We start from the raw sequence: 15,773 nt of genomic DNA, 5'->3' as shown, positions 1-15,773 counted from the left end.
TGAAAGTTATCATCAAAACATTTTGTGGTTGCAATAGTTTATTATATAATTCACATTATGGGTTGTGTATTAGTGTCATGAGGTTTTAAGGGATATGGATGCTGTGATTTTATCAAGAGTGCAGTTTGCGCTTTTTATTGCTTTTCACTATCTCTTTGTCCCTTTGAGTATAGGCTTGAGCATGATGCTTATTGTTATGGAAGCTTTATATCTTATTACAAAAAAGACTCTCTATCAGCAATTAGTTTGGTTTTGGATTAAGATCTTCTCTCTTACATTTGTTGTCGGTGTCGTGACAGGAATCATGCAGATTTTTTCTTTTGGTTCGAATTGGTCTGTATTTTCAGAATATACAGGAAATATTTTTGGAACCTTATTAGGAAGTGAGGGGGTATTTGCGTTTTTCTTAGAGTCAGGATTTTTAGGGGTATTACTATTTGGAAGGCACAAAGTTTCAAACAAGGTGCACTTTTTCTCCGTATGCATGGTGGCTTTAGGTGCCCATTTGAGCGCATTTTGGATTATCTGCGCAAACTCATGGATGCAAACCCCCTCAGGGTATGAAATGGTTATGCATCATGGAAAGCTTGTCCCTGCGATTACCTCCTTTTGGAAAGATGTATTTTCTCCTTCAACTTTAGATCGGTTCACCCACGCAGTTTTAGGAACTTGGTTGTCGGGGATTTTCCTCGTGATTAGCGTGTCGGCATATTACTTCCGCAAGCAGAAACATTTAGAGTTTGCAAGAAAAGGGCTAAGGATAGGTCTTATCTCTGCAGCCATCGTTTTGCCTCTACAGTTACTATCAGCAGATAGTTCTGCACGAGGAGTTGCGAAAAACCAGCCTGCAAAACTTGCAGCTTTTGAGGGGATATTTAAGACTGAGCCCTATAGTCCTCTATGGGTGATTGGCTATGTAGATATGAAGAAGGAACGCGTGATAGGAGTACAAATCCCTGGAGGCTTATCTTTCCTTGTCCATCGCAATATCAAAACTCCTGTAATAGGCCTAGATCAATTTCCTAAAGAAGAATGGCCTAACGTTCAGGTAGTATTTCAGTTGTATCACTTTATGGTGATGTCTTGGGGAGCTATGGTTGTACTCACCTTTATTGGATGGCAGGCATATAAAGAAAAACGTTGGGCTCTTTCTCCCTTTTGCTTATTTTTATTAACCTTTTCTGTTCTTATTCCTCAAGCATGTAACGAGTTAGGGTGGGGAGCTGCAGAAATGGGAAGGCAGCCTTGGGTTGTTCAGGGATTACTGAAAACTAAGGATGCAGTCTCTCCAAATGTTCAAGCTAAGCACATCCTGCAATCTTTAATTATGTTTAGTATTGTTTTCGTTTGTCTTTTGTCGCTATTTCTTTATCTTTTGTGTAAAAAGGTAAAAGAAGGTCCCGATGAGAAAGATCTTTTAGACATCCAATTGCCTTAAATTAGGAATATATATATGGCTTTCTCTTTAACTGAAGCGTTGCCTGTGCTCTGGTACATTATTTTATGTGTTGCTGTTGTTGCCTATGCTTGGGGCGATGGTTTTGATTTGGGGATAGGAGTGATTTATCCTCTGGCTCGTAATAATACAGAACGTCGAATGTTACTCAATTCTATAGGTCCTGTTTGGGATGGGAATGAAGTTTGGTTGATTATTATTATTGGGGGACTATTTGCAGGGTTCCCTCCCGCATATACTCTCCTGCTCACGACATTTTACATGCCGATATGGACATTAGTGCTTCTCTACATTTTTCGAGGATGTTCTTTAGAATTTCGCAGCAAAATAGAAAAGAAAAAATGGAAAGTTTTCTGGGATATCGTTTTTGTCTCATCCAGTGCTGCAATCAGCTTTTTTCTCGGCACTCTAGCTGGTAATATCGTTTTAGGACTACCTTTGTCTCCTGAAACATCTTTGATTTCTTCTTCATGGCTATTATTTTTTAGGCCTTATGCTGTACTCTGTGGCGCTGTTGTTACTAGTGCCTTTGCTTTCCATGGGGCATGTTTCGCTGTAATGAAAAGCTCTGGAGAGCTGTGCCTCCGTATCCAAAATCGTTTTTCATATGTGTTATCTTCTTTTCTAGTGTGTTATTTTTTATTAATAGGTGCTACCCTTGGGGTTATCCCTAAGCGTTTTGATGCATTTCCAGCTTACCCCCTATTGATTCTGCTCATTGTTTTCACTTCTTGCTTTTGTTTTGCAGCTAAAAACAGTGTAAAGCGTGAACGTTACGGCTTAGCATTTTGCTATTCTAGTTTAAATTTGCTTGTGCTTGCATTGTCTGCAGTAGCACTGACCTTCCCAAATATTCTTATTTCCACCGTGGATCCGCAATATAGTTGTACTATCTTTAATGCTGCAGTCACAGCAAAAACATTGAAGAGCTTATGCACTATTGTTGTGGTAGGGCTACCTTTAATTATTGCCTATGGAATCTTTGTTTATCGTGTATTTAGAGGGAAAACGGATTTCCCTTCCATTTACTAATGAATTAGGTGTCAGAGGAAATTATAGAGCTTCTTTAATGCTCAATACAAAGTGCGCAGGAAAAGCAAAATGGTTATTTGGACGTGAGACAGCCTCTACAGTAACCTTTTTCCCTACCCAGTCTTCAAGTTTAAGATGTGTCGCATATAGAAAAGTTAGCACCTTTTCTTGATCTCGAAGTAAGTAATCTCCAGGGTGGTTTTTCACAATATGGGGATAGACCTCTAATGTCCCAGTAAAGACTTGCTTATGCTTGCTCTCTTCCCGATAAAAGTCTTCAAGAGTGAGAGTGTGCGCAACGTCTTGAGGATGCATGTTAGCCCAGAGTTTGAATAATGAAAGTTCAAAGCTTTCTCTTCCTTGAGAAAGAGGCTTCGTGTTAAGAAGGGTTTGCTTGCGAATATGCTGAGAGAGCAAAGAAGTTGTTGATGAGCTTTCTGTAGGCAGAAGCAGCGTAGATGCCGTAGAGTTTTCAGAAGTAAGGGGGGCCCCAGAGTCTTGTTTTTCTATAGATTTGGTAAGATAGGCATCTTGGACTTTTTCTAATGCAGAACGAATCATTGCTGATAGTCCGGGGATATCTGCAAATTCATCAGATTGCAACTGATTGATCTTCCTATAAATAGATTCTAAATCAATGTCTTTAAGGTCCTTTTTCAATTCTACAGTGGCAAAATCCATTGCAGAATTCAACATATCCAACGCGATTTTCTTTTGCCCTTCAAGGCGTTGGTACAACTCTATAGGTCCTTTTTGAGAAATAAAGTTCTTGGCAACGTAAAACAAGCACTGATCAGGTATAGAAATCTCTAACCACTTGCCATGAGACTGTTCAGATGTTGCATGTACTGTAGTGCCTCGAGTGAGACGGATAAGGACAGGAGAAGATGTCGATGGCTCAAGACGTACGTTGACTTGCTCTCCTTCAATTACGTTGTCTAAAACAAAGGTACGAAAGACATAGCCTTTTAACCCTTGAGGAGCTGTTATTATGTAGTACTCCTTATTTTCCCCAACAACAGCAACAAGATCTCCTTTAGAAAGCTCCTTAATGATGGTGCTATCAATGTGAGGAGCTAGACGCATACGCACACGATCTCCTTTGATCTCCCCAGTAAATGATGAGAAGGAAACACAGCCTTTTACAGGTGAGGGAGGCTGAGAGCTTGCCGCAAATGCACTTATACTTACTGGGCTACTTACGCTTCCCAAAGCTAAAAGAAGCATAGAAATCGAGAGTTTTCTCATGCTTGTACTCCTAAACAAACATCCTTACTAGACAGAAAGAATACCGCTCATTGCTAAGCAGGAGGAGGGTAGCCTCTCAAAAAGAATTATATCGACTTATAGGAAAAAGTCAATTGTCATACTGAAAGCAAGAACAGCTGAATGATACACATTTATGTATAGAGTACAGCTTTTAAGTGTTCGCAATTGGGCTCTCCACAAGTACATCCAATAGGAGGTCCTAGGTAGACGCTAAATTGTTCATGAGGGTTTAAAGGATCTGAGACAACATATAATTTATCGCCACTTTGGATGATATCCCAAGTGCGAAACGTCAGATCTTGCTCGGAAACAGTCATATTCTCCTCTTCATGAATCACCCGACCAATTTGGCAGTACATACAATTACAATGTGGTTCGGGCTTTGGAAGCGCGGAGGAGGTGTTTCCAGCAAGAGAACGTATGACGGAAACCATTTTCTCTAATACATCTGCAGGGGCATCAGGATAATCTTTATGTTCTGGTGTATGTTGGAGAATAGCATCTATAGGGTTTTCTCCAGCAAAGAGTGGAGGAAGAAAGTTTTTAGAGGAGAAAATCTGAATATCAGCATTTTTTGTGAGTTGCTGCAAAACATTCATCAACATTCCCAGTTTATCATCTTCGCGAAGGGGATCCTCTTTGTTTGTCTGAGATGCCTCTAAGTAGAGGAGATGTTCATGAAACGCAATATCAATAATCGATTGATCCAAGTTAGGAATAGAAATTACTTTACCATCAACTAAATGTAGTTTAAGCGTAGCATGACCTTGGACATCACCTTCTTGAGACTCTATGAAGGCAATTTGACTCCATCGCGCAGAAATATATGGGGGAATGCAAATGAGTTGATCGTTAATTTTGACTTTCATAGAGTCCTCAAGAGTGGTCTGCAGAAATTATTTTTTCAAACTTCATTGTAGGGAGCAGTTGTTTTTTTGACAAACAAAATTGGCAGTCCTGCATTTTGATTGCTAAACCTTTTAAGACAATGTAGTTTTTAAGGACATAGCTTTTATTGACGAGAAGCTGTGTCTGCAATTGTGGAGAAAAGACTTTATCTAGTAGGTTTTAACTTTTTATATTATAAATAAAAATTTTATGATAGGCAACAGAGATGAAAAAAGCCGTCGTTCTTGATACTAGCGTCTTTATTTACGATCCTGATGCGTTATTTTTATTTAAAGATACGCATATAATCATACCCTTTACTGTAATAGAGGAGTTAGAGGGGTTTTGTAAATTTCGGGACGAGACGGCAAGAAATGCTTCTCGAGCGCTAAGTTATATCCGAGTATTATTGGAGGGGGCTGAAAACGTCTCTTGTCAAGGAGTTTCTATGGAGAATGGTAGTGTGCTTCGTGTAGAGGTGGTGCCATTTTCTTCGCCACAAGAGGATCGTCAAGGAAAATTTGCAATTTTGGAATCGCTAAAGGTGATTTCCCAAAGAGAATCTATAATATATATTTCGAAAAGTTTAGGCCGTAGGTTGCGTGCTGAATCTTTAGGAATTGAGGCTAGAGATTACGAAAGTAAGAGATTTTCATTTCGCTCTTTGTATCGTGGCTATCAAAAAATTCAGGTTTCTATAGAGACGATTGAAGAGTTTTATAAAACGGGTTTCTGTGATGTTCCTGAAAATATACATCCTTCTCCAAATGAATATTTCTTTCTTTCTGGTGGGGACAATCACTTTGCTTTAGGGAGATATCATGTCGGACAGGGGAAGGTAGTAGCTTTGAAAGCTTTGCCTGAAACAGTCTGGGGAATTACTCCTTTAAATATGGAGCAAAGATGTGCTTTAGATTTGCTCTTGCGAGATGATGTCAAGCTAGTTACTTTGATTGGTCAAGCGGGTTCTGGAAAGACGATTTTAGCTTTAGCAGCAGCAATGCATATGATTTTTGATAAAGAGGTATACAATAAGGTATTGGTAAGTCGGCCTATTATTCCTATGGGGAAGGATATCGGATTTTTACCAGGGCTAAAGGAAGAAAAGCTTTTGCATTGGATGCAACCCATATATGATAATATGGAATTTTTATTTAATATTAATGGTATGGGGAACTTTTCTGAAGCTTTACAATCGTTAATGGATGCAAAAAAGCTAGAAATGGAGGCCTTGACTTATATACGAGGAAGGTCTTTGCCAAACGCATTTATTATTATTGATGAAGCACAGAATCTTACTCCACACGAAATTAAAACTATTATTTCTCGGGCAGGGAAAGGGACCAAAATTGTACTTACTGGTGACCCTACACAGATAGATAGTCTGTATTTTGATGAGAATTCCAATGGACTTACTTATCTAGTTGGAAAGTTTCATCATTTGAGTTTATATGGGCATATGTTTATGTCAAAAACTGAGCGCTCAGAGCTAGCTGCTGCTGCTGCTGCTATTTTATAAATTTTTCTATATCTATGAAAAAATCTTATCTATTTCGTTTCCTAAATTATTGTGACACGGGGCTGGTTGAGGAGTAAGGGGTTCCGGAAGACTTGGGGTTGATGTGACTTGATTACCGCAACACCTCCACAAGAAAATCCATAGGAATTTGAAAATTTTATAGAGAGTGAGGCATAGAGAATAGATCCCTTTTATTCCAAATGTCTCCAACCAGGCTTCAAGTTGGATTTTGGGAAGCTGCTCCCGAATTGAAGTGCATGGGGATAATTGGCAGCGATCTCCGGGGTAGCCTGTGCGAAGAAGAAAAGTTTTTTCAAGGCTAGAAATTCCTAATAAAGTTTTTATCCCTAAAACTGTGCTAACTCCAGGAATGTAGCTAAGTATGTTCGTAAGGCTATTGCGATATAGGGGGTTTTTCAGGGGAAGGTTTATAGAATGGCTAGGGTCTCCAAATTTTTCCTGTGTATGGCGGTGCTGTACCATGAAAACGCTGGAAGCAGTAATGCTCATAGTTTACCTTGTCTAGAAAGATTTTTAAAAAGTCATTGTAGATAGAGGGACACAGGACTTCTTTTTTCCAAGAGCAATAAAATGGAGGTGGAGAGACTCGAACTCTCGTCCTTGATAAACTCCCTGTTAACGTCTACATGCTTATCTCTTAGTTTTATTACATTAGTTACCTTAGATAAGAGCATCTATGAATACCTAACGACTCTCAAAAATCTCGAACACGCTTTCTTGAGAATGAGAGAAAGCTGGTTCCAACCAGATAAATGACGGCGCTTCACAAACCTCTGGTGGAGCTTGTGAGCACCGGGCTACCTAGAGACTATTCAAGGTAACAACTTTTGCTAATTAAGCAGCAACTCTTTCTTCAACGAGGAGATCAGAGAAACTGATAATTTCGCATTCAGCCTTAGGTTCGGCATTTATTGTTTTGTCGGCTTTTTAGGAGGCCAGCCAACGCCCTCCGCATGCAATTAACGCTTCATTTTCAAGTCGAAACCTATACACCCCCAAAGAACATGTTAAGTGTTTTAGGGCTTTTGTGCAACTAAGTCTAGGTTTCGAGAACACTCAAGATAGACGAAAACCAGGAAAAACCTTAATCTTAGGTGAATTTTATATTTGCACTACCCTTGTATGAACATGTTTACGGATACGGATAAAGATGGCAAAGGAAGCTTCGCCAAAAAAGAAGAAAATATTTTAAATTTTTGGAAAACTAACGATATTTTCAAAAAAAGTTTGGAAAATCGTCTGGGAAAACCTTTGTATTCTTTTTATGATGGGCCTCCTTTTGCTACAGGGCTGCCACATTATGGACATTTGCTAGCAAGTACCATTAAGGATGCTGTAGGAAGGTATGCCACGATGCGGGGATATTACGTTCCTCGTAGGTTTGGATGGGATTGTCATGGAGTTCCGGTTGAGTATGAAGTTGAAAAAACTCTGAAACTCACGTCTCCAGGAGCTGTAGAGACTTTTGGAATCGGTGCGTTTAACGAAGAATGCCGTAATATTGTTTTTCGTTACGTGTATGAGTGGGAAAGCTACATAGAGCGCCTAGGACGTTGGGTAGATTTTTCCTCTACCTGGAAAACGATGGATCGTTCTTTTATGGAGAGTGTTTGGTGGGTTTTTAAATCACTTTATGATCAGGGGTTAGTTTATGAAGGAACCAAGGTGGTGCCTTTCTCAACAAAGCTAGGCACACCATTATCCAACTTTGAAGCTGGACAGAATTATAAAGAAGTAGACGATCCTTCTGTTGTGATTAAGTTTGCTCTGAACGAAGATCCAGCGTCTTTATTAGTATGGACAACAACTCCGTGGACATTGATTTCTAATATGGCGTTAGCTGTTGGAGAGGAGCTAACGTATGTGCGTATCCAAGATAAGGAAAGCGGGGAGCAATGGATTTTAGGGCTGGGATGTCTCTCTCGATGGTTTTCTGATACGAATTCTTACATTGTTTTAGAAAAGTTTCCTGGAGCTCGGCTTGTAGATAAGACATATAAACCTCCGTTTACTTATTTTGAAAATAAAAGAAAGGAGGGAGCTTTTAGAGTTCTTCCTGGGCCTTTTGTAGAAGAGAGCGAAGGGACAGGCATTGTACATATGGCCCCAGCTTTTGGAGAGGCAGACTTCTTTATTTGCAAAGATCATGGTGTCCCTTTGGTATGCCCTTTGGATAATCATGGGTGCTATACAGAAGAAATTCCAGAATATCATGGTCAGTACATAAAACAGGCAGATAAGGAAATCATAAAGTCTTTAAAGGCATTGCGTAGTGTATTTTATCACGGTACGATCAAGCACCGCTATCCTTTTTGTTGGAGGACGGATACCCCACTAATTTATAAAACTGTAAATTCTTGGTTTGTAGCTGTCGAAAAGATCAAGGACAAAATGCTTAAGGCGAATTCACAAATTCATTGGATGCCGGAGTATATCAAGGAGGGCCGCTTTGGGAAATGGCTAGAGGGGGCTCGAGATTGGGCAATTAGTAGAAATCGCTATTGGGGGACGCCGATTCCTATTTGGAAAAGCGTTGATGGAGAGATTTTAGTGATTAGCTCTATTGAAGAGCTCGAAGCATTATCAGGAGAAAAGGTTCAAGATATCCATCGACATTTTATCGATCATTTAGAAATCGTTAAAGAAGGGAAGAGTTTCTTTAGAGTCCCTTATGTTTTTGATTGCTGGTTTGATTCTGGAGCTATGCCTTATGCGCAAAATCATTATCCCTTTGAAAACAAAGAAGTCTTTGAGAACGCTTTCCCTGCTGATTTTATTTCTGAAGGATTGGATCAAACTCGAGGATGGTTTTATACGCTAACAGTGATTGCTGCTGCGCTATTTGATCGGCCTGCATTTCGTAATGTCATTGTGAACGGGATCATTTTAGCTGAAGATGGCAATAAGATGTCTAAGCGCTTAAATAATTACCCGAGCCCAAAGTCTATATTAGATTCCTATGGGGCGGATGCATTGCGGCTATATTTGCTCCATAGCGTTGTTGTAAAGGCTGAAGATCTTCGGTTTTCAGATAAGGGAGTGGAGGGCATTTTAAAACAGGTGCTACTCCCTCTGTCCAACGTGCTATCTTTTTATAAAATCTATGCAGATTTGTATAAGTTTGATCCTAAAAAATGTCCTCAGGAGTCTCTTACATATACTGAAATGGACTTATGGATTTTGTCAAATTTATATAGTGTTGTTAAAAAGGTCCATTCTGGAATGGATATATACAATCTCAATGCAGCCGTAGAGCCCTTTGTAGATTTTATTGATGATTTAACGAATTGGTATGTCCGCCGTAGCCGAAGGCGTTTTTGGGAAGCTGAAGATTCCGCAGACAGAAGAGCAGCATTTGCAACCTTATATGAAGTGCTTTTTGTCTTTTGCAGGGTTATAGCTCCTTTTGTTCCATTTATTGCTGAGGATATTTTCCAGCAATTAACAGCGGGTAATGAAGAGGAATCCGTACATCTTTGTGATTTTCCTCAAGTGAATGAGACAAAGATCTTAAAAGACTTGGAACAACAAGTGTGTGATGTGCGTGAGATTGTAGGATTGGGCCATTCTTTAAGAAAAGAGCATAAGTTAAAGGTGCGTCAGCCCTTGGCGAACTTCTATATTATTGGTCCTAGGGAGCGTTTGGAAGCGCTTTTGGTATATGAGTCTTTGATTGCGGATGAGCTAAACATCAAAAATATCGTTTATTATAAAGAGACTCCAGAGTTTGTTACTACGTTGGTAAAGCCTAACTTTCGCGTGTTAGGGAAGAAAGTTGGAGCAAAAATGCGTGAAGTTCAAGGAGCTCTTGAGATGTTGTCACAAGCGGCGATAGAACAGCTCATACATGGAGAGAGCTATGCATTGACGTTGCATAATGAGGAGATCATAATTACCCCCGAGGATGTAACCATAACGCTTCAAACGCAACCTGGTTATATTGCACGTAGCTCAGGGACGTTTTCTGTGGTTTTGGATTGCCAGCTAACAGAAGAGTTGATCACGGAAGCAATCGCTAGGGAGATAATTAACAAGATCAATACAATGCGGCGTCAAATGAAGCTTCATGTTTCCGATCGTATTGCACTGAAGCTCTTTTCAACTAACGAAGTTATTGCAGCCTTTTCGCACTATGAAGCCTACATTTGCGAAGAGACTTTAGTAACGGCTTATGAGTTTACCATGGAGCCTAGCCCTCAAGGTATGGATTGGGATATTAACGGGCACCTTGCAAATATCGTTGTTAATATAAGCTCTTCAGAAATGGGTGATAGCCCCTCAGTTATTAGGGAGTTCGTGGATTTTGAGGATTCTCATTTTTAGGAAATAAGCGTCGTTTTCTTTGATAGAGGAAGTACCCTATCGAAGATACGATGATTCCCAAGGCGATCCCATTCACCAAATAGCCAGGTAAACTTATAGGGGAGGATACATTAGTGAGCTTCCCAATACGATTTAGGGGCCAGAAGGTCCATAGGGGGGTTCCTAAGAGATTCTCTACAGGGACAAAACCAAATTCTCGGCTATCTGCACTCATAGGATAATTATCCCCTAAAACAAGAATATGTCCTTGAGGGATTTTCAAGCCAAAGTTCTGTATGAACTCTTTAAAATTAGGAAGGTCTTCTGGTGGAGGGCCACGATCTATAAACGCAATGTACGGTTGAGTTGGTGAAGAGGCCTCTTGCTTTGCTTTTTCAGTTTCTATGAATTTTTTTAGCGTGGGGTCAGTTTTTGTGAAAATTGGGGAGCCCATAATGTAGAGATCTCCCTGGTTGAAGAAAGCATACCGATTCGGTAGAGGTACTTGCTGAGGATGAATAGGAGTGAAAATAGAAAGAAAACTCACACCACAATTAAAGAGTTCGATTATTTGCGCGTCTGTAAGCTGCGCTAGGGGATGGGTAGATTTTAGTTTATATCGTGTCCCTCCAAAAGAGATGCGGTATACATCTCCCTTAAAAAACTCATAACAGCCATCAGGGATTCCAGGAAAATGAAGAGCATAAGCCTTTTCTGAAGGAGCGGCAGCAAAAGGTTGGTATTTTTGTGCAAACCCTTGAGAGATTACAAAACGTGACGTAGTTAAATTTTTCCGTATTAAGTGGAGGTGCTCACTCCTTAAGGGAAGAAGAGTTTTCATCGGTTGGATAGTAGAGATGAATTTATTATCTTGATAGCGCCTTAGGAGGGGGGAAGGATAGGAAACATTTGGGGTATGGCAAATTTCTAAGTAGGCTTGTGCTGAAGGGATTTCCTGGGGTAGGGAATGGGCAAGGAGAGCCTGTTTATGGGTAAGAATGCGAACCATCGCATAATTCCTCAAGCCGAAAATATCTGCATAGCTTACTGGAGAGTTGTGAGGGTCTTTTAAGCTGTTAGGGATATCATTTTTCCATATTCCGTTATGGAAGAATTGGTTGTAGGTGCCCTCCTGCGGTAGAGTAATCTTCCCACAAGGGGAATTCATTTGCTTAAATATGGTAGTTGATTGCGTTTTCGATACCGAAAGTTCTGTAGAACCATCAAAGGAAATATAAGGAACATGATACAGGCAATAAGGCCCTGGTTTTTTAGGTAGATGTATGGGATCGCCTTCAGAGTCTAAGCCGTAGATTTCCCCTCCATAAAAGTATAGGGTATCTCCAGGTTTTCCTATGCAACGTTTGACATACCGCTTTTTCCCTGGGATAAAACCAAAGTATAGGGTATCAGAATCTGGGATAGGAAGGCCTTCCACGGTAAAGACAACAAGACCCCCACGTGTTATGGCTTCGGGAGAAAAACCTAAAGGTGTTTTGAAAAAAGGAAAATGCAGCCCAAAGGTGGTTTTTGAAACGATAATACGGTCTTGTTCTAAAATTGTAGGCCGCATGGATCCTGTCGGGACTTCGTAAAGTTCAAACCAGAATTGTCGTACCACGAATGCGACCAACGCTGCAAAGCAAACAGCCTTAGTAAATTCAAAGAGCTTTCTTCCAAAAGATGCAGGAAATTCCTTGCAAAGAGCTTGAACTTGGCATGCTAACTCGTTTGCAGTTTTAGAATCTTTTTGGAAAATAGCATCTTCAAGCTGCTGGAGCAAAGATTGAAGATGCTGTTTTCTTTGAGGTGACTTTATAAAGTTATGTGTTTTCAGAAGTTTAAAAGCTTGATGAAGGATTTGGCGACTTTTGCGTAAGGAATATGGTTTCATAAGAATCTGTTAGCTTTAAAGTTTGTAGATCATCATAGAAACAAGTTTATCGCAATTTAAAAACTTCCAGAGAAAAAGTTGCTTCCTTGTGATCAAAATTAAAAGTGTATTGTTTTAAGAACTTTTGATCAAAGATGTTATAATTTAGAGAAAAATAAACCCTACTTAGAGAGTTCCAGATCTTTAGGAAGAGCGTAATGATATGGAGATGTTGCTCCATGTCCTACACTTAAAGCTCGTAGTACTGAGGTTCCCTTTGTAGGTAGGTGTATACTTATCCAAATAGGGAAAACAGACACTTCGGGGAGGGGGAAGTACATTAAGATGTCAGTCTCTGATAAAAGAGTGTGATCTTTTGGCCAAGTTCCATGAAGCGCCTTTGTTGTTAAAGGCTTAGAAACTTTCTGTTCTTCAATCTGAACTGTAGGAGTCCAGGGAAGATTATCTTGTTTCATCTTAATAAGATGTTTGGGAGCAGGCTCCAGAGGAATAGTAAAAAATTTTGATAACAAAGGCAAGTCCTGGGCATTTGAAATGGGAGAGAGTTGAGAAGTTTTCGAACACAAGGAAAAAGCTCGGATATTTTTTTTAGAGAGATAGAGCACAGTAACTTTAGCTGGGGATTTGAGCTGATGAATTGCAGTTTTCCATGAGGTTTCTTGGGGAAGGTTTCTTTCAGAGTAGAGTAGGGTAGGAAAATCAATAATTTCTAAACAGACAGAATCTTGAGATGCAGATTTGACCAAAATAAAAATACGCTGAGAACCCCTGCTAAAGACAATAAAATCCCCACTTTTGGCAAGAAAAATATTTTGTTGTATCGTATGAGTAGGAGATGCTGCTTGGAGGCGTATAGGGGAGAAAAGAAGTCCTAGAAATAGAAATCCTAATCGTGTTTTTCCTTGCTTTTTCATAAGTTGTTTCAGTAAAATTTCCTACTTAAACACGGCCTATTATACTATTTCATAGTAGGGCGGTGATTTTGGAGTTGTCAAATGAAAAAGAAAGTTCATCCTGAGTATAGACAAGTTTTATTTGTAGATTCTTCTACAGGATATAAATTTGTTTGTGGGTCTACATATCAAACTGAAAAAGTCGAAGTTTATGAAGGCGTGGAATACCCTGTATGTTATGTCAGTGTGTCCTCCTCTTCACATCCATTTTTCACTGGAAGTAAGAAATTAGTCGATGCTGAAGGACGTGTAGATAAATTCTTAAAACGCTATAGTTCTGTGAAAGCTCCTGCTAAGCCTGTAGAAGAAGGGATTGTAGTTGCCAAAGGTAAGAAAAAGCCTGCTAAGAAAAAGAAGTAGTTTAGTTCTTTTTTCTATCATGTAAAAGGTTCGTCATAGCATATGTTTGGCGAGCTTTTTTTTTAAATCTTCCCGCTTGCGTTAAGCATGTAGTTGCGATTTTTTAATTTACGAAGGGCTTGTGGGCACGAAATTTGTAATTTTTATTCCAAGACTTTGAGAAAGAATGTTTGATGATACCAAACTCACTGAGTATTTGAGTCGTCTTGAAGAAATCGAAGTTAGGCTCTCAAGCCCTGAGATTTTTGACCATCCCGAAGAGTATAAGGCTTTAAGCAAGGAGCATGCCCGCCTTTCTGAATTAAAGGAGGCTTATGCGCAACTTCAAGAGCAGGAAAAAATTCTTGCGGATGATAAGCAAGCGTTGTCGATGGAAAAAGACCCTGAAATGATCGCAATGTTGGAAGAGGGGCTTGTTGAAGGCAAAGCTGAGACAGAGAGGTTAAGAAAGGTTTTAGAGAATCTCCTTGTGCCACCAGACCCTGATGATGACCTCAATGTGATTATGGAACTACGGGCTGGAACGGGAGGTGAGGAGGCAGCGCTTTTTGTAGGTGATTGTGTGCGGATGTACCATTTGTATTCTGCAGCGAAGGGATGGAAGTATGAGGTGCTTTCGTCTTCAGAATCTGACCTTAAGGGTTATAAAGAATATGTCATGGGAATTTCTGGAACTGGTGTGAAGCGTTTTTTGCAATATGAAGCAGGAACACATCGGGTTCAGCGTGTTCCTGAAACTGAGACCCAAGGCCGGGTGCATACTTCTGCAATTACTGTAGCGATATTACCGGAGCCTGCAGAGGATGATGAGATTATTATAGATGAGAAGGATCTACGCATAGATACATTTCGAGCATCCGGAGCAGGGGGGCAGCATGTTAACGTGACTGACTCTGCAGTGAGAATTACCCATTTACCTACCGGTGTTGTTGTAACTTGTCAAGATGAGAGGAGCCAACATAAGAATAAGGATAAGGCAATGCGGATTTTAAAAGCACGGATTCGTGATGCCGAAATGCAAAAGAGGCAAAAAGAAGCCTCGGCAATGCGCTCCGCACAAGTGGGAAGTGGAGATCGCTCAGAAAGAATCCGCACGTATAATTTTTCACAGAATCGTGTGACAGACCATAGAATAGGCTTAACTTTATATAGCTTAGATAAAGTGATGGAAGGGGATTTAGATCCCATCACTACAGCTTTAGTTAGCCATGCGTATCACCAGCTTTTATCAGAGAATGGAAACTCGAGCGCTTCTTAAAGATGCTGCAAAGTATCTTCATCAGTATGGGGTGGCTTTTAGTGAGCGTGAGGCCGCATCCATTCTTATGGATCTTCTCGGACTTTCCTCATATTCGCAATTAAGTGATGTTCCCTATGTTTCTGAAAAAATCATAGAGGCGTATCAAAAAAGGTTAAAGTTACGTGGGGAAAAGCGCTGTCCTACAGCGTATTTTCATGGAAGCGTTTCTTTTTTAGGACTTTCTTTAAACATAGATTCTCGGGTGCTCATCCCTAGAATGGAAACAGAGCTTCTTGCAGAGCGTGTAATTACGTACATTTCTTCACATCCTGAGATCCAAGTTGTATACGACGTCTGTTGTGGAAGCGGCTGTATAGGGTTGGCAATTAAAAATGCCTGTCCCCAGGTGCAGGTTGTTCTTTCAGATATTTCCCCAAAAGCTGTTGCTGTAGCTAAGGAAAATGCTAGGAATACCCGCTTAGATGTAGAGGTGTATTTAGGAGATTTATTTGAACCTTATTCTTCTCCAGGAGACGCGTTTGTCTGTAATCCCCCTTACCTCTCCTATAAAGAGGTTATTCGTACGGATCCAGAGGTTCATTGTCATGAGCCTTGGCAAGCATTAGTTGGAGGCGCTACGGGAGTAGAATTTTATAAGCGCATAGCACAGGAATTGCCTAAGGTTCTAAAACCTCGTGGGGTGGGGTGGTTAGAAATAGGATATACTCAAGGAAGTCAAGTAAAAGATATTTTTTTAAGGCAGGGGATTTCTGGGGAGATACAGCAAGATTTTGCAGGATGGGATAGATTTTTTTTTCTTGAAATGGATTTTTGAGATG

General features: G+C 40.1%; 12 protein-coding genes and 1 other RNA gene. 7 read left to right on the top strand and 6 right to left on the bottom strand.

From position 1 onward, the window contains the following. Positions 1 to 94: 94 nt before the first annotated feature. Positions 95 to 1,438, top strand: a complete 1,344-nt coding sequence (locus G5S_RS04545; protein WP_013713040.1) for a cytochrome ubiquinol oxidase subunit I — start codon at positions 95 to 97, stop codon at positions 1,436 to 1,438. A gap of 15 nt (positions 1,439 to 1,453) precedes the next feature. Continuing rightward, entirely contained in the window at positions 1,454 to 2,488 is a 1,035-nt protein-coding gene (gene cydB, locus G5S_RS04540; protein WP_013713039.1) for a cytochrome d ubiquinol oxidase subunit II, read from the top strand. 21 nt (positions 2,489 to 2,509) lie between these two features. Here cydB and G5S_RS04535 read toward each other — a convergent pair whose 3' ends face one another. Further along, positions 2,510 to 3,736, bottom strand: coding sequence for an SH3 domain-containing protein (locus tag G5S_RS04535; protein WP_013713038.1), 1,227 nt, complete (start codon positions 3,734 to 3,736; stop codon positions 2,510 to 2,512). Between the two features lie 152 nt (positions 3,737 to 3,888). After that, complete coding sequence (locus G5S_RS04530; RefSeq protein WP_013713037.1) at positions 3,889 to 4,626, bottom strand: hypothetical protein; 738 nt, start codon at positions 4,624 to 4,626, stop codon at positions 3,889 to 3,891. A gap of 245 nt (positions 4,627 to 4,871) precedes the next feature. On the opposite strand from G5S_RS04530, the gene G5S_RS04525 reads away from it, so the two are divergent. Continuing rightward, entirely contained in the window at positions 4,872 to 6,164 is a 1,293-nt protein-coding gene (locus G5S_RS04525; RefSeq protein WP_013713036.1) for a PhoH family protein, read from the top strand. Between the two features lie 12 nt (positions 6,165 to 6,176). On the opposite strand, the gene G5S_RS04520 is transcribed toward G5S_RS04525, so the two are convergent. Both G5S_RS04520 and ssrA read right to left on the bottom strand, forming a co-directional pair. After that, complete coding sequence (locus tag G5S_RS04520; RefSeq protein WP_021757407.1) at positions 6,177 to 6,674, bottom strand: hypothetical protein; 498 nt, start codon at positions 6,672 to 6,674, stop codon at positions 6,177 to 6,179. Between the two features lie 79 nt (positions 6,675 to 6,753). Next, positions 6,754 to 7,182: a transfer-messenger RNA gene (gene ssrA / locus G5S_RS04995) on the bottom strand. A gap of 125 nt (positions 7,183 to 7,307) precedes the next feature. On the opposite strand from ssrA, the gene ileS reads away from it, so the two are divergent. Beyond that, entirely contained in the window at positions 7,308 to 10,508 is a 3,201-nt protein-coding gene (ileS, locus tag G5S_RS04515) for an isoleucine--tRNA ligase (RefSeq protein WP_013713034.1), read from the top strand. On the opposite strand, the gene lepB is transcribed toward ileS, so the two are convergent. Together lepB and G5S_RS04505 are read right to left on the bottom strand one after the other, a co-directional pair. After that, a complete protein-coding gene (lepB, locus tag G5S_RS04510; RefSeq protein ID WP_013713033.1) occupies positions 10,471 to 12,381 on the bottom strand; it encodes a signal peptidase I in 1,911 nt (636 codons plus the stop codon). The two genes, ileS and lepB, sit on opposite strands and share 38 nt — an antisense overlap. 161 nt (positions 12,382 to 12,542) lie before the next feature. Then, positions 12,543 to 13,295, bottom strand: a complete 753-nt coding sequence (locus tag G5S_RS04505; RefSeq protein ID WP_013713032.1) for a hypothetical protein — start codon at positions 13,293 to 13,295, stop codon at positions 12,543 to 12,545. A gap of 81 nt (positions 13,296 to 13,376) precedes the next feature. Here G5S_RS04505 and G5S_RS04500 point away from each other — a divergent pair, with 81 nt between their 5' ends. The 3 genes from G5S_RS04500 to prmC all read left to right on the top strand — a co-directional run bounded on the left by G5S_RS04500 (position 13,377) and on the right by prmC (position 15,769). Next, positions 13,377 to 13,694: a type B 50S ribosomal protein L31 gene (locus G5S_RS04500; RefSeq protein WP_013713031.1), complete on the top strand. Its 318-nt coding sequence runs from the start codon at positions 13,377 to 13,379 to the stop codon at positions 13,692 to 13,694. 166 nt (positions 13,695 to 13,860) lie between these two features. Further along, positions 13,861 to 14,952: a peptide chain release factor 1 gene (gene prfA / locus G5S_RS04495; RefSeq protein ID WP_013713030.1), complete on the top strand. Its 1,092-nt coding sequence runs from the start codon at positions 13,861 to 13,863 to the stop codon at positions 14,950 to 14,952. Continuing rightward, the gene (gene prmC, locus G5S_RS04490; RefSeq protein WP_041467047.1) at positions 14,930 to 15,769 is read left to right on the top strand and encodes a peptide chain release factor N(5)-glutamine methyltransferase; all 840 of its coding nucleotides are present in this window, start codon (positions 14,930 to 14,932) and stop codon (positions 15,767 to 15,769) included. The genes prfA and prmC overlap by 23 nt, the downstream gene beginning before the upstream one ends. The last annotated feature ends 4 nt before the right edge of the window (positions 15,770 to 15,773 follow it).

Origin of the sequence: Chlamydia pecorum E58 (assembly GCF_000204135.1) — a bacterium.
GTDB classification, from domain to species: domain Bacteria; phylum Chlamydiota; class Chlamydiia; order Chlamydiales; family Chlamydiaceae; genus Chlamydia; species Chlamydia pecorum.
The sequence above is the reverse complement of the archived record's forward strand: the minus strand, read 5'-3'. Positions and strand labels throughout refer to the sequence as shown.